The sequence below is a fragment of the Oculatella sp. LEGE 06141 genome (genome assembly GCF_015207605.1).
GTDB lineage: Bacteria > Cyanobacteriota > Cyanobacteriia > Elainellales > Elainellaceae > Oculatella.
On the sequence record NZ_JADEWO010000011.1, the window covers coordinates 42,516 to 62,733 of the forward strand.

General features: G+C 50.3%; 20 protein-coding genes. 12 read left to right on the forward strand and 8 right to left on the reverse strand.

Annotation, left to right across the window (positions count from 1 at the left end; translation table 11 throughout):
- Positions 1 to 2 precede the first annotated feature (2 nt).
- The 4 genes from IQ268_RS10240 to IQ268_RS10255 all read right to left on the reverse strand — a co-directional run bounded on the left by IQ268_RS10240 (position 3) and on the right by IQ268_RS10255 (position 3,563).
- Entirely contained in the window at positions 3 to 872 is an 870-nt protein-coding gene (locus IQ268_RS10240; protein ID WP_193878138.1) for a DMT family transporter, read from the reverse strand.
- A 292-nt stretch (positions 873 to 1,164) separates the two neighbouring features.
- Entirely contained in the window at positions 1,165 to 1,761 is a 597-nt protein-coding gene (locus IQ268_RS10245; RefSeq protein ID WP_193878140.1) for an HD domain-containing protein, read from the reverse strand.
- Between the two features lie 31 nt (positions 1,762 to 1,792).
- Positions 1,793 to 2,572, reverse strand: a complete 780-nt coding sequence (locus IQ268_RS10250) for a class II aldolase/adducin family protein (RefSeq protein WP_193878142.1) — start codon at positions 2,570 to 2,572, stop codon at positions 1,793 to 1,795.
- Between the two features lie 322 nt (positions 2,573 to 2,894).
- Complete coding sequence (locus tag IQ268_RS10255) at positions 2,895 to 3,563, reverse strand: GntR family transcriptional regulator (protein ID WP_193878144.1); 669 nt, start codon at positions 3,561 to 3,563, stop codon at positions 2,895 to 2,897.
- A gap of 457 nt (positions 3,564 to 4,020) precedes the next feature.
- Here IQ268_RS10255 and IQ268_RS10260 point away from each other — a divergent pair, with 457 nt between their 5' ends.
- From IQ268_RS10260 to IQ268_RS10285, 6 genes are all read left to right on the forward strand, one after another.
- A complete protein-coding gene (locus IQ268_RS10260; RefSeq protein WP_193878146.1) occupies positions 4,021 to 5,163 on the forward strand; it encodes an aromatic ring-hydroxylating dioxygenase subunit alpha in 1,143 nt (380 codons plus the stop codon).
- Positions 5,164 to 5,263: 100 nt separating this feature from the next.
- Complete coding sequence (locus IQ268_RS10265; RefSeq protein WP_193878148.1) at positions 5,264 to 6,145, forward strand: transporter substrate-binding domain-containing protein; 882 nt, start codon at positions 5,264 to 5,266, stop codon at positions 6,143 to 6,145.
- A gap of 36 nt (positions 6,146 to 6,181) precedes the next feature.
- Entirely contained in the window at positions 6,182 to 6,823 is a 642-nt protein-coding gene (locus IQ268_RS10270; protein ID WP_228035245.1) for an amino acid ABC transporter permease, read from the forward strand.
- Between the two features lie 6 nt (positions 6,824 to 6,829).
- Positions 6,830 to 7,492, forward strand: coding sequence for an amino acid ABC transporter permease (locus tag IQ268_RS10275; protein WP_193878152.1), 663 nt, complete (start codon positions 6,830 to 6,832; stop codon positions 7,490 to 7,492).
- Positions 7,479 to 8,267 (forward strand): amino acid ABC transporter ATP-binding protein, encoded by a 789-nt coding sequence (locus IQ268_RS10280; protein ID WP_193878154.1) that lies wholly within the window; start codon positions 7,479 to 7,481, stop codon positions 8,265 to 8,267. Before IQ268_RS10275 ends, IQ268_RS10280 begins: the two co-directional genes overlap by 14 nt.
- 27 nt (positions 8,268 to 8,294) lie before the next feature.
- Positions 8,295 to 8,981 (forward strand): urea amidolyase associated protein UAAP1, encoded by a 687-nt coding sequence (locus IQ268_RS10285; protein ID WP_193878156.1) that lies wholly within the window; start codon positions 8,295 to 8,297, stop codon positions 8,979 to 8,981.
- Positions 8,982 to 9,093: 112 nt separating this feature from the next.
- Here IQ268_RS10285 and IQ268_RS32830 read toward each other — a convergent pair whose 3' ends face one another.
- Positions 9,094 to 9,933 (reverse strand): acyltransferase, encoded by an 840-nt coding sequence (locus IQ268_RS32830; RefSeq protein WP_305082371.1) that lies wholly within the window; start codon positions 9,931 to 9,933, stop codon positions 9,094 to 9,096.
- Between the two features lie 849 nt (positions 9,934 to 10,782).
- The gene (locus tag IQ268_RS10295; RefSeq protein WP_193878158.1) at positions 10,783 to 12,135 is read right to left on the reverse strand and encodes a C1 family peptidase; all 1,353 of its coding nucleotides are present in this window, start codon (positions 12,133 to 12,135) and stop codon (positions 10,783 to 10,785) included.
- 468 nt (positions 12,136 to 12,603) lie between these two features.
- Here IQ268_RS10295 and IQ268_RS10300 point away from each other — a divergent pair, with 468 nt between their 5' ends.
- On the forward strand, positions 12,604 to 13,428 hold the full coding sequence (locus tag IQ268_RS10300) for an alpha/beta fold hydrolase (RefSeq protein WP_193878160.1): 825 nt from the start codon (positions 12,604 to 12,606) through the stop codon (positions 13,426 to 13,428).
- 327 nt (positions 13,429 to 13,755) lie between these two features.
- Positions 13,756 to 14,697, forward strand: a complete 942-nt coding sequence (locus IQ268_RS10305) for an RluA family pseudouridine synthase (RefSeq protein WP_193878162.1) — start codon at positions 13,756 to 13,758, stop codon at positions 14,695 to 14,697.
- Here the strand turns inward: IQ268_RS10305 and IQ268_RS10310 are convergent.
- Both IQ268_RS10310 and IQ268_RS10315 read right to left on the reverse strand, forming a co-directional pair.
- Entirely contained in the window at positions 14,657 to 15,280 is a 624-nt protein-coding gene (locus IQ268_RS10310; protein ID WP_193878164.1) for a TetR/AcrR family transcriptional regulator, read from the reverse strand. The two genes, IQ268_RS10305 and IQ268_RS10310, sit on opposite strands and share 41 nt — an antisense overlap.
- A 189-nt stretch (positions 15,281 to 15,469) precedes the next feature.
- Positions 15,470 to 15,637 (reverse strand): hypothetical protein, encoded by a 168-nt coding sequence (locus tag IQ268_RS10315; protein WP_193878166.1) that lies wholly within the window; start codon positions 15,635 to 15,637, stop codon positions 15,470 to 15,472.
- Between the two features lie 96 nt (positions 15,638 to 15,733).
- On the opposite strand from IQ268_RS10315, the gene IQ268_RS10320 reads away from it, so the two are divergent.
- From IQ268_RS10320 to IQ268_RS10335, 4 genes are read left to right on the forward strand one after another with little or no spacing between them, the layout of a single operon-like run.
- Positions 15,734 to 16,948, forward strand: a complete 1,215-nt coding sequence (locus IQ268_RS10320; protein WP_193878168.1) for an HlyD family efflux transporter periplasmic adaptor subunit — start codon at positions 15,734 to 15,736, stop codon at positions 16,946 to 16,948.
- The gene (devC, locus tag IQ268_RS10325) at positions 16,945 to 18,090 is read left to right on the forward strand and encodes an ABC transporter permease DevC (protein ID WP_193878170.1); all 1,146 of its coding nucleotides are present in this window, start codon (positions 16,945 to 16,947) and stop codon (positions 18,088 to 18,090) included. The genes IQ268_RS10320 and devC (IQ268_RS10325) overlap by 4 nt, the downstream gene beginning before the upstream one ends.
- Entirely contained in the window at positions 18,087 to 19,256 is a 1,170-nt protein-coding gene (devC, locus tag IQ268_RS10330; protein ID WP_193878172.1) for an ABC transporter permease DevC, read from the forward strand. The genes devC (IQ268_RS10325) and devC (IQ268_RS10330) overlap by 4 nt, the downstream gene beginning before the upstream one ends.
- Positions 19,256 to 20,065 carry an ATP-binding cassette domain-containing protein gene (locus IQ268_RS10335; RefSeq protein ID WP_193878333.1) on the forward strand — a complete coding sequence of 270 codons (810 nt, stop codon included), beginning with the start codon at positions 19,256 to 19,258 and terminating at the stop codon, positions 20,063 to 20,065. The genes devC (IQ268_RS10330) and IQ268_RS10335 overlap by 1 nt, the downstream gene beginning before the upstream one ends.
- Positions 20,066 to 20,218 lie beyond the last annotated feature (153 nt).

Here is a 20,218-nt window from a genome sequence, read left to right on the forward strand (position 1 = left end):
TGTCACTCAGCCCTTTTCAGCCATCCTCTAACAGTGACCTGACTCAACAACGTAGCAACGAGGATCATCCCAGCCCCCAGCAGCCCCCGAAGTCCTAATCTCTCTCCCAGCCACCATAGCGAAAAAAATGAGGCGAATACGGGTTCAAGGGTATAAACCACTGCTGTTTCAGTGGCAGAGATGCGCCGTTGGGCAATGGCCTGACTCCAGGTTGTGGCTGCCGTTGCAAATAGCCCCAGATAAAGGATGGCTCCAACGTTGGCAGTGATGGCATGGCGTTGCTCGATCAGATCAGGCACGGCCCAACCCATGCCTAAAAGTGCAATCGTCATGATCTGCACGGCTGTAATTTCAAGCGAATGATGCCGGGGGGCGATCGCTTCTAACAGCAAGATGTAGACGGCATAGGTTACCGCACACCCCAAACTCCACAGGTCGCCAATGACCAGGGTGCCTCCTTCCCAGGACATAATGCCAACGCCGACTAACGCTAACCCAGCCGCCATAATAATTTTGCTGGCGATCGATCGTCCCAATACCGAACCCAATAGCGGCACCAAAATGACATTAAGGCTGGTAATGAACGCGGCTCGATTCGAAGAGGTGGTTTCCAGCGCAATCACTTGAGTCATGTAAGCGGCAAATGACACAATGCCCAAGGTTGCGCCCTCCCGCAGCAAACGGCGGTTTACCCGGCGGCAAAATGGGATAAATGCTAGGGCAGCAATAAAGAAGCGAGTGCTAACCAGCGTAATGGGCGATAGTGTGCCAACGGTATCTTTTAACAGTGGAAAGGTCGATCCCCAAATTAGCGTTGCGCCAATGAGAAGTAGCAGGCTCCAATAGTATGAGGCAGATTTTGCGGTGGTCATGCACCCAGGCCATCAGTTTTAGCAATGCCCTGTCAGCCTATCGGCTTATGCAGGCATTAGCAAGTAATTATTAATGATGTACTCGAGTCTAAACTGCTGATACCTCTACATCCATTGAGCCATTCTCACTGTCCGATCGTTGCTAATGATAGTAGGCTGATGATAGAAGGTAACCGGATTAAACTCTGCCTGGAGAAGCAAACAGAATGATAGTTCTAGAACGCGACCAGGATGGTTTGGCACGCTGGGGCATAGGTAAGGGTATTACAGCGGTTAATGAACCCCTCGGTGATTATAGTGTGATGGGTGAGCCGCTATCTGCTACGGGGGTGGCTGTCTTGTAGCCACGGGCAAACAAGCGCCTGACCATTGGTTCAAAAAAGGAAAGCGGCAATGTATCATAATCGGGGTCAAACGCTCGCTGATCCCACTGTTCGCAAAAATCAACGGTGATCTGATAGGCCGGGTGATCGCGATACCGATCGCGTTCGTTGCGATCGCGTCCGTAGAAGTGGAAGTAGTAATAGCCCTGAAACAACCCGTGGTGTTTCACCAGCCAGTAATGATTTTCAGAAACGTAAGGACGCAAGATAGCAGCAGCCAGTTCAGAATGATTTTCTAACGCCAGCGTATCGCCGATGTCATGTAACAGAGCGACCACCACCATCTCTTCCTCTGCACCGTCGCGGTAGGCACGGGTAGCGCTTTGCAGAGAATGCTGATAGCGATCGATTGGGAACGCACCGCCTATTCCCGCTAAATCTCGTAAGAGTTTCAGCACATTTTCAACCACCATTGGTTTCAGCGCTTCATCCTCTTGATCAAGAAGCTGCCAGTCGGCGGCAGTTCCCTGATCCATACGTGTAAAGCCGACTGTTGGCTTGATCATGATCGAACTCCAGGGAATATTCATTTACATTTCAATGACGGTAAGACGAATCTTCCCGGTCGAGCATTCGGATCAGGGCTGACCACTCTAGCTGACCAAAGTTGACATCATCAATGTTTTGCTGAGCCGCAGAATGCTCACAGACATCGGGGGATGGAATGATGAGTGGCGCACCGGAAGACTGAGCCGTAATTTGCACCTCACACGAACGATTGAGATAGAACATGAGGCTAAAGGCTTCCGGGATCGTACGTCCAGCCGTTAATAGTCCGTGATTCCTCATGATCATTACCTTTTTGTCACCCAGGTCATTGACCAAGCGCGATCGCTCGTCTAAATCCAGAGAAACCCCTTCATAGTCGTGATAGGCCACACGGTTATAAAACTGTAGGGCAAATTGTGAAATCGGCAGCAAACCGCACTCCAACGCCGAGACAGCCATACCGTATCGGGTGTGGGTATGCACCACGCAGAATAAGTCCTCGCGTGCGCTATGAATGGCGCTGTGGATTACAAACCCGGCAGGGTTCACAGGCCACTCGCTTTCGCCCACAATATTTCCGTCCAGATCCACTTTCACCAGGCTGGAAGCCGTTACTTCACGAAACAGCAGTCCATAGGGATTAATTAAGAAATGGTTCTCTGGCCCCGGCAACCGCACTGAAATATGCGTATAAATCAAATCAGACATTTGAAACTTATCAATTAGCCGATAAGCGGCGGCTAGCTGAATACGTAACTCCCGCTCACTCAGGCTCAGCTCAACCTCAGGAGAATAGGATTGCAGAGCGAGATCGATTTTTTGCACCATGATTGATCAGCGTTGATGTTGATAGTTGATGTTGATATAAGGATAGAAGCAATAGCAACCATTGACACACTGAGATTGAGTTAACAGCCTGGGAAATGGGCGATCGATCGTTGCTTAACAGTTAACGGTTCACAGTATAAAATTCTGTACTCAATAAACGCAGTTCTTTGAGTGGAATTCATGTTAAACCTGTTCCGTAAAAGGCAGGATTGCTGCGATAAACCATTGAAGATTGGACTATGGTTTTGACATCGCCTGATTTAAGTATTCATATCAATGGAACACACGCACAACGTTCAGATCGCATTATTCTGGCTGGCTATTACTCCAGGGTTTGTGCGTGTCGTGTAAATATTTTGCCGTCAGCATTGTGATTTCTAGCGGTCTGCTCTGCCAGCGAGCCATCCCCTGAACAAATGGCGGCTACCAGTTGCTCATGCTCTACCGTTAACACCGTTAAATCGGGAAAAAGAGTATCGCAGTAGGCAATATACAGGTGAATTTGTTGTTCGATTAGCTTGTATTGATCTTGTAACCGCTGATGACCAGAACATTGCACGATCGCTTTGTGTAAGGAGAAATCGGCATCAGTAATTTGCTTTAAATCTCCTTCTACAACAGCATCAGATAAATGCTGAAGTGCCTGGTTGAGAATGGTGATCTGCTCTGGCGAGATTGATTCAGCCACGAGTCGAGCTGCAAACCCTTCTAAAACATTTCTCAACGTGTACAGCTCCCATGTGTCGTGCAGGGTCAGTGTAGTTACCGTCCAACCCTTGTGCAATACCTGGGTAACTAATCCTTCGTGCGTCAGTTGGTGTAATGCAGCTCGAATAGTGCCCCGACTCAGGTTAAGCTGCTCTGCTAAGCGTGTTTCTATCAGGCGGAATCCTGGAGGGAAATGCCCGCTCAGAATTTGCATTCTAAGTGCATCAGCAGCTTGATCGTCAAGGCTACGCGGCACGATCTCCAGTACAAACTTGTCATTCATATCTGTCACCTTGTGTTTCATTACCCTGGTTAGTATCACCACAAGCGTTCTTCTTCAGCATACGGTCTAACAATCAACTGTCAACAGTTTATGGTTTTGTGCTTCTAAACACAGTCGCCACTATCACTTTCCTTTAAATCTGAATTACTACGGTTTGTCCATTGATGAAATTTATCTTCAACAATGAGAGTTCACCAGAATGGCACTGAGTTAGAGCTGGTGAGCGATGTTTCCGTTAGGGGACATCAAGCACTCGTATATCGAACTCCAGCCATCCAGAGCGGTTGCTATCAATGCCGTTTGCGGCCTTCTTGAAGTTAAAGATCTGCTTCAAACAGACGTGTAGGACGTTCTGCGGCCTGTAGAAGTCAACGAATTGAATCTCTCAATGCTCCCGGGCAGCCCTTGCTGACAAGAGGCCGCTCACATTGTGGATTATGCCAGAGGATACCAAGCAATGATTAGCCCATCGCCACCCCCGTCTTCTGTCACCGATATTGAAACCTATCTCGCCACCTGGAAACCACAACCAATCGAACAGGCGCAATCGTTTCCGGCACAGATGTACACCTCTGAAACCGTGTATCGGCTGGAGCAGGAACGCATCTTCAATAAAGCGTGGCTCTATGCGGGGCACATCAGTCAGCTAGAGCAACCTGGCTCCTATTTCACCCTTACCCTTGCAGAGCAGCCTCTAGTCATTGTGATGGATGCAGAAGGGCAGTTGCGAGGGTTTTTCAATGTTTGCCCGCATCGAGCCGGGCCAGTGGCGATCGCACAGGGCACCTGTACTCGCTTAACCTGTCAATATCATGCCTGGACGTTTGACCTTCACGGCGAATTGAAAGCGGTTCCGCATATGGAATCTGCTCAGAACTTTAATTGGTCACATTATGCGCTGAAGCCCATCCAGGTAGACACATGGGGGCCGTTTATCTTTGTCAATCTTGATCCCAACGGTGAACCGTTAGCGGCTCAGTTGGGCAAGCTACCTGACCTGTTTCAACGCTACAACTTCTCTAAACTGGCGAAAGTTCACAGTGAAGATTATTATGTCGATGTGAATTGGAAGCTATATGTTGAAAACAGTTCGGAAAGCTACCACGTTGCAATGGTTCATCCGTCTCTGGATCTGTTCCGCAACATTCATCACATTGAGCTAGAGACTCAGCACCATTCTTATCTTGAGTATTTTCCGTTTTTGCCCAACAACGAGTCTCATTACCTCACACCGGGGCTGTTCATTACGGGGTTGAACGATCGCGAACTGAATGGATCGTCTGTCGCTCTGGTTTATCCAAATTTCGTGCTGGTGGTTTGTCCTAATTTCGTGCTGGCTCGCATGATTGATCCTCAGGGGCTAAGCAAGACGCATATTCGGTTTGACTGGCTGGTTCCCGATACCGATGCTGCTAGATCTCCAGCCAACTTAACCTCGGTGGTTGGGCTGTACGACAAGGTGGTTAATGAAGATTTGCAGATGCTTGCCACAGTTCAACAGGGAATGCGATCGCTCAGCTATTTACCGGGGCGGCTCTCTCCCCTGTTAGAAGTGGGAACCCATCGGTTTCAGGAGATCATCATGGAATATCTTCGCTAACTGAAACGTTTAATTACAACGTTACGCATGGATGGGGATGGCAGATTGGATTATATCCTCGCCCCCAACGCTGTTAATTCTGATTAAGGAGTCATGAACAATGGAACGTCGCTTCCGCAACGGTTGGGGATTGAATAGGGTCATTCGTTTATTGATTTTGATGGTTCTCACCTGTTCGGTGGCGATCGCGTGTAGCAGCAATACAGGCAGCACAGGTGCGGGAGACCTACCCAGCGAAATCACGGTCGCCACCGAAGATGACTATCCGCCCTTTGACTTTCAGCAAGAGGGCAAGCATGTGGGATATAACCAGGACTTGTTGGAATTGCTCACCAGAGATGCGCCCTTCCAGGTGAAGCAAGAAGTGTTGCCCTGGCAGGGTATTCTGGCTGGGGTGGCATCTGGTAAATACGATGCCACCAGTGCATCGGTCACCATTTTGGAAGAACGAGCCAGTGCCGTTGACTTCACCATGCCCACCACTGAATTGACTAACTTCTTTCTCAAGCGCAAAGGAGATAGTGCAATCAATACTGTTCAAGACTTTGCCAATAAGAACATTGCAGTGCAGCAAGGTGGTGCAACGGCTCAACTTCTGGAGGATGTGGTTAAGCCAGAGTTAGAGAAAAGTGGCGCAACCCTGGGAAACGTGGCAGAGTATGGGTCGTTTGCCGATGCCTACACTGATTTAACGAACAAGCGAGTCGATATTGTAATCAACAATATTGTGGCACTGTCGCAGGTGGTGCAGGCCAAGCCCGACCTCTATGAGTTGGGAGAGCAGGTTGGGCCAACGCTCTACGCGGCTCTGGGGGTGAACAAGAACAATAAGCCACTGCTGGATTTCTTTAACACCCAACTTGCCAAATACAAGGCCAGTGGCGAAATTCAGGCATTGCAGTCCAAGTGGCTTAATGTCTCGTTTGACAATTTGCCCGATGAACCACTATTACCCGATGGCACGTCTTTGTCCGAATCATGACGTTAGTTTCGTTGATTTGTATAGGAGACGGTTAAGTTGATTGAACTCCGGCTTTTACTTGAGAGCGCGTTGATTACCTGTTTCGTTTCTCTGGCAGGGTTTTCGTTAGGGATTCCCCTGGGATTGCTAGTCGCAGTTACCCGACTCAAGCGGCTTCCTGTTATTACTTCTGTGTTAGCTGTGTATGTCAGCTTCATTCGCAGTTTGCCATTGTTGTTGTTCATCATGCTGTTCTACTTCGGTTTACCGACCTTAGGCATTGATCTCAATCCCTATGTTGCTGGTATTCTGGCGCTGGCTTTGAATAATGCCGCTTTTGCTAGCGAAATTTGGCGAGGGGCGATCGCCAATTTTGCACTCGATCAAATTGAAGCGGCAAAAGCCTACGGCATGACCGAGCAGCAAACCTTCTGGCGCATTACACTGCCGCAAATATGGCGAGCCAGTATTCCTCCTATTACCAGCGAAATTACGCTGCTGGTAAAAGCGAGTCCGGCGATCGGCATCATTGGCATTGACGATTTAACCCGTCGAGCCAGTACCCTTGCTGCCAGCAACTACGAACCAGTGCGAATGCTCACCATTGCCACCCTTTTCTATGTAATTATCATTTTGGCGATCACGCAAATTGGTCGTATGGTCGATCGGCGCAGTCAACGTCAGTATGAACTGGTGTAAAGTGCTATGAATCTTCGCTTTGAGGTGATCTGGAATCAGTTACCCATGTTTGCAAACGGTCTGTGGAATACCGTTTGGATCTGTGTTGTGGGGATGTTGCTATCGCTAATGGCTGGAATCATTCTGGTACTGCCGTTGATTTCCAGGCGGCGATCGCTGCAATTACCGGCTGAACTATTTGTTGATGTTGGTCGCGCTATACCCTTTTTGATGCTGGTCTATCTGGTTTTTTATGGGCTACCGTCGTTTGGGCTGGTTTTAGATCGATGGACAACGGCGATCGTTTGCCTAGTGCTTTACAACACTGCCTACATTGCTGAGATTCTCCGGTCGGCGTGGGCTAACATTCCTCGGGGTCAACTGGAAGCAGGTCGAGCTTTTGGCTTTACGGGAATGGGTTTGCTGCGGCGAATTACACTGCCGCAAATTATGATTGCAGCGGCACCTGTATTAGGCAACCAATTGATTCAAATCATTAAAGACTCTGCCTTTTTGGCAATCATTACCGTGCCCGAACTCACCCATGCTGCCAGAACGGTTCAGGCTAACCATTTTGTTCCGTTTGAATCATTTATCTTTGCTGCATTGATGTATTGGGGGTTGTGTCTACTGATTGAAGCTGGAATTAAACAGGTTGAACAAGTGAGAGCCGTCTATGCTAAATACTGAGATCGACACAGATACTATTCCGGCTGTTCACTTGCTGTACTTATGTAAAAAATTTGGCAGGCACGAGGTGCTGACCGATATTAATTTGAAAGTGGTGCCGGGTGAAACGGTTTGTTTGTTGGGGCCTAGCGGCTCTGGCAAATCGACGCTGCTGCGCTGCATTAACTTTCTAGAAACATCCGACTTTGGCGAAATTTTCCTGCACGGCACTCGCGTGGCTTACGGTCGCTCGGCTGGGAAAAAAGGACTCACCGAAGCAGAACTGGCAAAGCTGCGAACTCGCGTTAGTATGGTGTTTCAGCACTTTAACCTTTGGCCGCACATGACGGTGCTAGGCAACATCGTTGAAGCGCCAATTCATGTGCAGAAACGTCCCCGTGCCCAGGTTATTGCCGAAGCAGAAGCACTGCTCTTAAAGGTGGGGCTGCTCGACAAGCGAGATGTGTATCCGTCGCGGCTGTCGGGTGGGCAGAAACAGCGGGTGGCGATCGCCCGAGCGCTGGCTATGAAATCGGACGTGATTTTGTTTGATGAACCCACCAGTTCCCTTGATCCAGAACTGGTGGGTGAGGTGCTATCCGTCATCAAGCAATTGGCTGAAGACGGCATGACCATGATCATTGCCACCCACGAAATGGATTTTGCTCGTGAGGTGGCCAGCCGTGTCGTTTTCCTCGATGGTGGACGAGTACTGGAAAGCGGAGAACCTAAAGCCTTTTTCCGCAGACCCACCACGGAACGGGCACGCCAGTTTTTAGAACGATATGTCCGATAACAGTTGAATAGGCTAGAGGATTAACCAGTGAGCCAAAACGCGTCTCCTCAGCAGACCGATGGTCAGATCCTATCTGACGAAATTGTGCCGCCCGGAGCACCGTGGGGTCGGGTGATTCCCAGGGGAAGTATTCTCAGGATCATTGACTTGGAGGGGTGTCAGGCGGTTGATTTTCTGTGCTACAACGCCGCCGATCCATCTGAACGGTATAATGCAGCCGACACGATGAAGATTCAGGGCAACATCTTTTTAGCAAAAGGAACAAAGCTTTATTCGGGTCTGGGGCGGGTTCTGTTTACGGTCATTGAAGATACCTGTGGCAACCATGACACGATCGCCGGATGCTGTAGTGCCGAGAGCAATGTCGTCCGCTATGGAAAAACGAATACGCCCAATTGTCGTGACAACTTCTTGCAGATCTTGGGCGAGTTTGGTCTTGGCAAAAAAGACATTGTTTCTAACGTCAATTTTTTCATGAGTGTACCCGTTCATCCAGATGGGGCAATGGCGGTATCGGATGGCGTTTCTAAACCGGGCGACTATGTTGATTTGCAGGCGGAGATGGACGTGTTGGCAACGATTTCGAACTGCCCTCAAATCTACAATCCGGCCAATGCCTATAACCCAACCCCCATTCGCGTCCTGGTGATACAGCCTTACAGCAGTTCTCAATCGGGTAAGCCACAGTCTCGCCAAGATGGGTGTGGGGTGTAGGGTTTGAGGTGTGGTGAACGCAAATGAAAATGGCTGTAAGTTGAATGGCACTGGTTTCCGAAATGTCAGATCCCCGAACTTTTCATCGGGGGGGTGGTTCCTTGATAATTACTTACCGATTAGAAGTTGGCTCCTGTCCTGGCTCATCCGTTGATGGTTTGGCTGCTTTAGCCGTTCGTTGCGACACCACCTTCGCTGGAACGCCAACGGCAATCGAGTAGGGTGGAATATCTGTTGTGACAATGGCTCCTGCTCCAATTACACTACCTTTGCCAATCGTGACACCATCCACTACTCTAACGCCACTGCCCAACCAGCAATCGTCTTCAATCACGATTCCTTTGTAGCGGCTTGCCTGGTCTTGGCTGGAATAGGAGCGATCGCCAGCGGTGTAATGCTCGGTATACAGGCTGGAATGGGACGCAATTAAACAGGAATGACCAATTTGGATAAAGTCACCCGACAAACAGGTGTAAGGGCCAATATACGTCTGTTCACCAATGGTAATTTTGCCGCTGCCATGAGTTGTGATTTCAACACTGCGATCGAGGCTGGCATTGTTCTGAATGTGAATGGTACTGTTGTCACCACAGCACTGAATACGAGCATTCTGCCCTATTTTAATTTGGCTACCAAACCTGATTCCACTCGCATGGATCAAGTCAACATCATTCTCAATTTGAACGGATTGACCCATCTCAGCCAGAATGGCACGATACGTGATTGCTCGAATTTTTCTCCCAATTGAGAGGGGCAAATTTTTGCACAATGCCAGTAGAAGCGCTTCTTTCCAATTCGAGCGGGAGGCGTTGAGTCGATCGGCAGGAACGGGAGGCGAGTTGCGATCGGAACGTTTAATCATCTGAACCTGGCCTGCTAATGGTGTTCGTCTCCATTGGTGCAACCACACTGTCAGCACAGCATGGGCGATCGCCCAAGACAAACCATGCAACTACAGCAATGCAGTTGTCACGGCGATCGCGGTACTCGGTGCTGAGCAATCATTCGATCGCACCCAGGTACGCTCTAAATCAATTAGCCACGCAGCAAACATAGTAAATCCTTAGGTTGCTCTACGATTTCACAGCAGCAATGGTTGAAGGGTTTATTTTACTCAGGCAGACGAACCACACGGAGCGTAGCATGGCTTGCCAGGTAAAGCTGCTGACACGAACAGAGAGCAAGCGTTATGGCGGACAATGATGGTTGAGCATCAACGGAAGATAACGCGCCTTTATGTTGCAGGTAAAATCCACAATAATGCAGTTTCTATGTGTACAGATACTTAGGCATTTAGAACTTTCTTCATTAATAGCATTTGTGGCTTAATTCAACAAGACGAGCAGACAGGTCTTTGTACTACTCGCCGTACTATCTTGCAGGCCACACGTTCCTGAACCACAGTTTAAATTTGCCTCACCCCCAAATTTGAGAGGGGAGATAGACTTTCCCAAACTTAAGTAATGTAAGAGACTGGTAGATGGTCGCAGGGTATGCCTTTACAGATATTAGGCTACACATAGACGTTCAAAGCATCTTACAGCCATTTTTATTTGCATTCACCACACACCACACACCAAACCCTACACCCCACCCCATCTTGGCGAGACTGTGGCTTACTCAATTGAGAACTGCTGTAAGAGACGATGCAGTGGCGAGGGGGATGGTAAGGGGAGGGGAGGTGGGCTAAGACGATTACCCTTGCTCACTCTCCGGCTCTTCTACTCTCTCCATCACATTTAGAGACTTCCCCAACCATTAGATCTGCCCTTTGGCACCTTTCAAATAATCTTCAGTCAATTTATTCTTCCTCTTCCTCCTCTTCCTCCTCTTCCTCCTCTTCCTCCTCTTCCTCCTCTTCTTCCTCTTCTTCCTCTTCTTCCTCTTCTTCCTCTTCTTCCTCTTCTTCCTCTTCTTCCTCTTCTTCCTCCTCCTCCTCTTCCTCCTCTTCCTCTTCCTCCTCTTCCTCTTCCTCTTCTTCCTCTTCTTCCTCTTCTTCCTCTTCTTCCTCTTCTTCCTCCTCTTCCTCCTCTTCCTCTTCTTCCTCCTCTTCCTCTTCAGCACTATCGAGGCTAAAGGAATAATCTTCATCCATTGCGTACTCCTGACAGAGCGCATCTAGCGCTTCCAGAAAATCATCAGGGTCTTCAATGGTCAAATCAAAGTTTTGGATAGTGACTGTGAAGCTGCCCTCTTCTTCCTCTTCTTCATAGTCGAAGTAATACTCTTCCTCACTCTCAACATACTCCAAACACAACGCTTCTAACGCTTCAACGAAGCCTTCTGAGTCCTCAGTACAGATGTAAAAGTCGTAGAGTAATAACGATTCATCATCTGCAAAGAAAGACTCTTCGTCTTCCCACACCTCAGTGCTAAAGTCTAAATCATTCACAGCTTTGATGATCCAGGAGTCGTGCCCGTTGTAGTCCTGGTGCATCACATAATCATAGGGAACATAACAATAGCCTCGATCGCCCCAAGCCGCCCCCCATGAATTGCGGACAATGAACATACGGTCTTTATCTGAGTAGCCAACGCAAAGCATGGCATGCCATCCGTGGGTTTCGCGCACGTTATCTGACCTTTTGGGTAACGGCACCCGACCCCGATTGCTGGTGGCACTATCAAATGACTCAAAGGTGTTGAGGGCAAAGGCGATCGGGTAGCCCTCTGCCAGGGTATGCCGCCACAAATCTAAGTCTGTTTCAATGAACTCAGATTCCGTGATTTTGAAGTTTGCAGCGTGTTCGTAGGAATTGGCATCGGGTTCTGCACAGAGCAACTCTTCATCATTGGGCCAGAGTTCCTCAGAACATGCGCCGTGTTCAATGAGGCTCTCGATCGCACAATACATCTGCGTTCCGTTGTCTTCGTTTTGGCACTCTGCCAGTGCCCGAGCGTTGTAGTAAACAAACAAACGGCTGACATCGCCAGAGTAGCCCAAATCTCGCTTTGCCAGGTACTCATACGCCCCAACAAACGCATTGGCAACACAGCTATTTCCAACCTGTTCCTCAACATCGGTCATGTAGTGTCGTAAATCCACTCTGGGGGGTAATTCCGCTTTATGGAAACGCCCAACGTGATGTTTTTTTGTATGTTCCGGTCGCCGACCTGCCTGATAGCCACCAATCCGATGCTTGCGGTTCTGCACGTGTCTTCCCTTGTTTGCAACCTATGCGTATGGGATTAGCGTTCCCAGGTTGGAAATGGTTATCTCAGGTCAAAGGTAGGAGCAGAGGGGCGATCGCCCCCGACAGAATTGGGGTTGCGAACTTGTCTTCAATCGTTTTGACCATCACAACCATTGCACCAATGGAGAGCGACATAAAAATGTCTTAAAACAATCTCTACATTAACTGGCAGCTTAACTCAAAGAACTTGAGTGGTCTAAACTGAATTGAAATCGCAGAATGAAGACACCGGACGGAAAGACCGCTCAACCCCCTTCGCGAGCAATCAGGTCATTCACACGCTTGAGCCAGGATTGCTGAAATTTAGTGATGTATCATTGCTCCAGCAAGCATTGATCGTCAGCGATCGATCGCGGCTACAGTCGTCTTTACCGATCCGAACTCGATACAGATCAGGACACTCTCAGCCCAATTTATATAGGAGTCCTATGAGCACAATCACGACTAAGGATGGTACGCAAATCTACTACAAAGACTGGGGTACAGGAAAGCCCATTGTCTTCAGCCACGGCTGGCCGTTAAGCGCAGATGCCTGGGAGTCGCAGATGTTTTTTCTCGCCTCCCACGGCTATCGCTGCATTGCTCACGATCGTCGCGGTCATGGGCGATCGAGCCAACCGTGGCACGGCAATGATATGGACACCTATGCTGACGATCTAGCAGAACTTTTCGAGGCGCTAGATCTCAAGGATGCAGTTGTGATTGGACACTCTACCGGAGGGGGCGAAGTGGCACGCTTCATCGGACGACACGGCACTGAACGCGTGTCCAAGGCAGTGTTAATGGGTGCGGTGCCGCCGATCATGCTCAAAACAGAGGCAAATCCAGGTGGGCTACCCATTGAGGTCTTTGATGGCTTTCGTGAGTCGTTTTTGGCTGACCGATCGCAGTTCTTCCTGGATGTCGCTAGCGGCCCATTCTTTGGCTTTAACCGACCGGGTGCCAAAGTCTCCCAGGGGTTAATCTATTCCTGGTGGATGCAGGGCATGATGGCTGGACATAAAAATGCCTACGACTGCATTAAAGCGTTCTCGGAAACAGATTTCACCGAGGATTTGAAAAAGTTCGATGTGCCAACGCTGATTATTCATGGTGATGACGATCAAATTGTGCCAATTGCTGCTTCTGCTCTCCTGTCTGCGAAGCTGGTCAAGGATTCAACCTTGAAGATCTATCCCGGCGGGTCGCATAGCCTCGGCGACACCAGCAAAGAGCAGCTCAACGCAGATTTGCTGGACTTCGTCAAATCCTGACCGGGTGCCTTGAGGTGAGACATCCCTGTTAAAGCTGGCGTTGCTGAATGGACGCATGAATCGTTGGGCAATCATCGCTCTAATCGCTCCCTAAATTTCCCTGCCTTGGAGGACTTTGCCGGTTAGGACGTTTACCTAAAGTTGAGGATTCGGAGCCAATTCATACCGTGATTTAGCAACGCCTTAAAGCTCTGAACGAGTTCATTCTTGTTGGTACAGTTATATCAGCCATCCTTTGAAGCATCGTCTCAAGTATGATCGGACTGTCGGCTCTGGGGACATCAAACCCAGGGGCGATGCAGACGTTAATACTCTCTAACCGTCTCAATGAATCAAGGCTGGCAGTATCGAGAACAAGTCGATCGGGCAGGTGCAGGGCTGAGTGTCCTGGAATATTACACCCAACGATATCGTCACTCCGGCCGTGATGCATGGAACCAGCGAATTGTAGCAGGACAGGTCTGGCTTAATGGAGAGCAAACAACGGCTGAAACGTTCCTGCAAGTAGGGCAATGGCTCACTTACCACCGTCCGCCCTGGAATGAACCAGACGTACCATTATCGTTTCAGGTGCGTTATGAAGACCCAGATTTATTTGTCATTGCCAAGCCCGCTGGCTTGCCCGTGTTGCCGGGAGGCGGTTTTTTAGACCATACGCTATTGCGGCAACTGCAACGGCAGTATCCGCACGATACTCCTTTACCCATCCATCGGTTAGGTCGGGGTACCTCCGGTCTCATGCTGATGGCGCGATCGCCCCTGGCTCGATCTCGACTCAGCCAGCAAATGCGCGATCGCCAAATCCACAAAACCTATCGCGCCCTGGTGCATCGTGGGGAGATGAGCGATCGCTTCACCATCACTCATCCCATTGGCAAAATTCCCCATCCCGACTTGGGCTATGTGTACGGTGCAACGCCCGACGGACTGGCTGCCCATAGCGACTGTCGTGTGCTGCAACGCGATGCAGAAACCACGCTTCTGGAAGTCACCATCCTGACCGGACGACCTCACCAAATCCGCATCCATCTCGCGACGGCTGGATATCCCTTGGTGGGCGATCCGCTGTATCAAATTGGCGGCATTCCTCGACTCCATCCGGCTCGCCCAACCGAACCGTTACCGGTGCCCGGAGACTGTGGTTATCATCTTCATGCCTATCAGTTATCCTTTCGCCATCCCAGTACGGGACAACGGATGAGCCTGACCTGTCCGCCACCACCTCTACTCAGGTGTCGTTCCGATGGTGATGAACCAGAACCAGATTAACCAGATAGTGAATCAACCTTTCTTTCTCAAGCGGCATGATGTGTTTGCCATGTAAAACCTCCTGGCTCAAGATGAAGGAAATTAAAGAGCCAAAAAAAACATGGCAGGTTATCTCTGGGTCGGGCACGGTTAGAACCGGACAGGCTTTGAAATACGCACTGAGGACTGCTGTACCACACTGAATCACTTGACGCACATAAAGCTGAGCCAATTCGGGGAAGCGATCGGACTCAGCAATCATCAGCCGCACAAAGGCAATGTATTCCGCATCATCCATCCGAGCCAGCAAGATTTCGGCCAACCGACGCAACACCCGTTCAGGCATTTCGGCTTCGGGCAACGCACAGCCAAACTCAACCTGAAAGTGACGCATCACCAGCCGTTCAATTAGAGCAACAAACAAACCTTCTTTCCCTTGAAAGTGGTTATAGATCGTGTGCTTAGACACGCCAGCCTGTGCCGCAACCCGATCCATGCTGGTTTCAGCATAGCCATACTGAAGAAAAACCTGAAATGCGCCCTGCAAAATCTGTTCGGGTTTGCAAGATGTTTCAGAATCATCGTTTGTAGAGCGACTCAGCATAGCGTTAACGGTTAACGGTTAAGGGCAAAAATGAGAGGCTGATGGAGACCAGAAGGGCTGAACCCGTTTGAGTTAGGGGCTGCCAGGGGCGATCGCCACCCGCTTGTGAACGTTTGTAGACACTACGAACGGTACGGTGTAGTCTAGGGATAGAAGTGATTGCACTAAACCGTGCAGTTTCGTGCAGTGTTATTGTAATGTATTTCTTGCGACCGTCTCAGCCCCCTGTTTTAACGGCAGCAGTTTTGGTTCCAAACTGCTCACTTCACGCCCCAGCCCCCACCGCCATTTACCAGCCAGACCACTACAGTAGTCAGGTGTCTGTTGCCAGATGTGGCACCCCATGATTTCAGCCATTCGCCGTATACCGTCAACTTCAAGCGAGCCATTAACGTTAGCTCCAAACATAGATAGCACCATAACCATATCAATCCGATTGGACAATCTACGCGTATGAGTGTAAGTAATGCTCAGCGCCCCTGGTCAGGACGGGGGCTTTGGTTAGGACTGGCAGCCCTAATTCTCTTGGGGTTTGGCAGCGTTCTAGCGTTTCGGTTGGTGATAGCGCCGGGTCAAAATCAGGTAGAGGAGGTTGCACCCCCTCCACGGCAGGTCAGCGTTGCAGCACTGGGTCGGCTGGAGCCAGAAGGAGAAGTGGTTAACATCAGCGGTTCCCAGGGCGATCGCATCGGCCAACTGCTGGTGAGGGAGGGAGAATATGTCCAGCAGGGGGACGTTCTGGCTTACCTGGAAAGCTATGGCGAACGGCTGGCAGAGCGAAACTACGCCGCCAGCCAGTTGGCAGAAGCGCAGACTCAAATTGTGGCTGAAACTGAATATGGTAGTGCTCAGGTGCAGGAAGCCCGCACCCGCCTGGGGCAGATTGATCAACCCCAATCGTTTGAGATCCAGGCACAGCAGGCAACGGTGCGCCAGCTAGAGGCAGAACTGTCGCTGGTGCAAACCGATTTAGACCGCTATCAAACCTTGCAGCAAGAAGGAGCCATTTCGCGGCAGGAGTTGGATCAACAAATTACAGAAGTGCGGCGCGTACAGGAAGAGTTGACGAGTGCCAGAGCCAACTTGATTCGGCTGGAAGCTTCGCGAAGTAACGACTTGCGAAATGCTCAGGCTCAGGTGCAGTCGAGTGAAGCCAACCTGACGCGATCGCAGGCGCAAGTCCAGGTCGATTCTGCCGCTCGTAACCTGGAACTGGCAAACGCCAGGTTAGACCGCACCATTATTCGTGCCCCTGCCAGTGGTGAGGTATTAAGAATTTACACTCGGGCGGGAGAAGCGATCGCAGAGGACGGCATTTTAGCGATGGGCAACACACGACAAATGTATGTGGTTGCCGAAGTTTACGAAACAGATGTTGGTTTGGTTAGGCCGGGGCAACGAGCCACAGTGACCAGCCGTAACGGTGCCTTTGACGTTTCCCTCGGCGGAACAGTAGAGCGGATTGGTAGCCAGATCTTCAAAAATAACGTGTTGGATGATGACCCTGCGGCCAATGCGGATGCTCGTGTGGTTGAGGTTAGAATCCGCCTGGATCAAAGTGAACCCGTAGCACAGCTCACTAATTTACAGGTCGATGTCCGGATTGATGTAGATGATTCTGGCACACCCCCAGCCAACCCCACTCCCTCACCGACCGTAACGCCATGAAAACGCCGCTCGCCTGGTTGAACTTACTGCACGAAAAAACTCGCCTGCTGGTGGCGATCGCCGGGGTGGCCTTTGCAGTATTGCTAATTTTCATGAATTTAGGTTTTTTGGGAGCGCTGTCGTTAACGGCAACCCAAATCTATAGCCAGATGAATGCCGAGATTTTTTTGCGATCGCCTCAAACCCTGGAAATTAGCACCACAAAATCCTTTCCCCGTGAACGTCTTTACCAGATTGCGGGAGTGGAAGGTGTGCAGCAAACCATGCCCGTGTATGTTGGCTATCAGCAGTGGCGCAATCCCGAAACTCGGTTCAGCCGTGCCATGTTTGTCTACGGCATCAACCCGCGCGACCCGGTGTTTACGTTACCCGAACTGCAAGCCCCTGAAGCGATCGCCGCACTGCAACGCCCCAACACCGTCTTCATCGATCGGTTGTCTCGTCCTGAGTTTGGCCCCCAAACTACCGGCATTGAAACCGAGTCGGATCGCAGACGGGTTGAAATTGGCGGACAGTTTACCCTGGGAGGCGGGTTTGCTTCAGACGGCACCCTGATTGTCAGCGACCAAAATTTTCTACGGCTGTTTGCTCCTCGTCCTCTCAATCGGATTGATTTGGGGTTAGTGAAACTGCAACCGGGAGCCGATGTCGAGGCGGTAAAGGCAACCGTGCGTCAATTACTCCCCGCCGATGTTACCGTGTTGACGCAGGAGGAAATTATTGGACGCGATCGCGACTTCTGGATTGGCACCACGTCCACCGGATTCATTTTTAGTATGGGAGTAGCGGTGTCCTTCATTGTCGGTACGGTGATTGTTTATCAAATTCTTTACACCGACATTTCCGACCACCTGCCAGAGTATGCCACCTTGAAGGCCATGGGCTATCGCAGCCGTTATTTATTCAAAATTGTGCTGCAAGAGGCCGTGATTCTGGCGGTGATGGGCTATGTTCCTGGCTTGATTCTGTCCTTGGGGCTATATGAACTGACGACTAATGCTACCAGCGGCGGCTTACCGATGGGAATGACGGTGGGTCGCGTTGTCTTTGTGTTGTTGTTAACGGTAAGCATGTGCGCTCTGTCGGGACTCATTTCGGTACGTAAAGTAGTGACGGCTGACCCCGCAGAGGTATTCTCATGAGTCCATTGCGCCGTACTCCCCTGGCCTGGCTGAACCTGACGCACGATCGCCGTCGTTTAGCGACATCATTGGGTGGTGTTGCCTTTGCTGTCTTGCTCATGTTCATGTTTAATGGCTTCAAAAACGCCCTGTACGATAGCCAGGTGCAGCTTTTGCAGCTCTTAAACGCAGACATCATTATTACCAATACTCAGAAATACAACATGTTTGTGCCAGAGGCGTTTGCCCGCCGTCGCCTCTATCAGGCACGGGCGTTTGCTGGCATTACGGCAGCCTATCCGCTCTACATCAATAACGCGAACTGGAAGAATCCTGAAACCAAAGCGACGCGTCCGGTCAGGGTATTGGCCTTCAATCCTCAAGATCCGGTGCTGCTCCTGCCCGACATTCAGGCACAGCTCGACAAGCTCAGAGAACCCAACACGGTTTTAATTGATCTGAAATCTCGTCCAGAGTTAGGAAGCATTACACCGGGGGTTGTCACAGAGTTGGGAGAGCGGCAGGTGCGCGTTGCGGGCAACTACAGCCTGGGAACCGACTTTGCCTCCGGCAACGGCAACCTGGTGATGAGCGACCAAAATTATCTGCGCTTTTTTTCCAACCTGGACCCAGAACTAGAGAGCCGCAACTTAGGCATGGTAGATATTGGCCTGGTGGAAGTGGAGGAAGGTGCCGATCCAGATCGATTGGCTCGTACCCTGAGTCAACGTTTGCCCAAGGATGTGAAGGTGTTAACAAAAGACGCATTCGTGCAGCAGGAACTTAGCTACTGGCAGGACAACACCAATATTGGCTTTGTGTTTACGCTTCTGACCGGAATGGCATTCATTGTCGGCATCATTCTCGTTTACCAGATTCTTTACACCGATGTGGCCGACCATTGGGCGGAATATGCCACCCTCAAAGCGATGGGATACAAAAACATCTTTTTGTTGGGGGTTGTGCTTCAGGAAGCGGTTATCTTGTCTGTGCTGGGCTTCATTCCAGGATTTTGTATCAGCGTTTTGCTGTATAACGCCACGGCGAATGCCACCGGGTTGTTGATGCAAATGACGGTGAGTCGTGCCCTCTCTACCCTGCTCGCCACGTTTATTATGTGCCTGTTTTCGGGAGCGATCGCCGTTCGCAAAGTTCAAGCAACTGACCCAGCAGAGGTATTTGGATGATGGACGCGAACCCTACCCCCCACAACAATCATGCCGCCGCAAACAGCAATGCTGGGGTCGCGATCGCCCAATCTACCCCGGCGGTGGAAACGCACGGCTTAAATTATTACTTTGGTCAGGGTGACCTCCGCAAACAGGTTCTGTTTGACCTTAATCTCACCTTTCCGCGCGGCCAGATTGCCATTATTACCGGGCCATCTGGGTCTGGAAAAACGACTTTTTTGAGCCTGATCGGAGCTTTGCGAACCATTCACGATGGCAGCCTCAAAGTGATGGGACGCGAATTGGTGGGGATGAACAACGCGCAACTGGTGGAAGTGCGGCGCGGCATCGGCTTTATCTTTCAGGCGCACAACCTGTTTGAATCGCTAACAGCGGTGCAAAATGTGGAGATGGCCGTTGAGCTATTGGGTGGCTTTGGGTCTAAACGGGCGCAGGCGATCGCCATGCTAGAACAGCTCGGATTGGGACATCGGGTCACTTACAAGCCCAATTCCCTCTCTGGTGGGCAAAAACAGCGGGTCGCGATCGCCCGTGCCCTCGTCAACCAGCCGCAGCTTATCCTGGCCGATGAACCCACCGCCGCGCTGGATAAGGAATCTGGGCGCGATGTGGTCACGTTGATGCAAACGCTGGCGAAGGAACAGAGTTGCACTATTCTGATGGTCACGCACGATAACCGCATTCTGGATGTTGCCGATCGGATCATTAACTTAGTAGACGGTCGCCTGGAATCCGATACCAGCATGAGGGATTTTGTTACTGCCCATGATCCTAAAACCCTCGATCCGCGCATGTTCATGCTGTAGGGTCATACCGTCAGGCGATGCTAATTTTGGTAAAGCTTTGTAACATATAATCAAATAATGGGCACGCTTTTCTAACGGATCTCAATGGGTTCATCAGCTTCTTATCTGCACTCATGAGCCAACCGAGTTAAAAGCACCAGAACCTACGGCTTA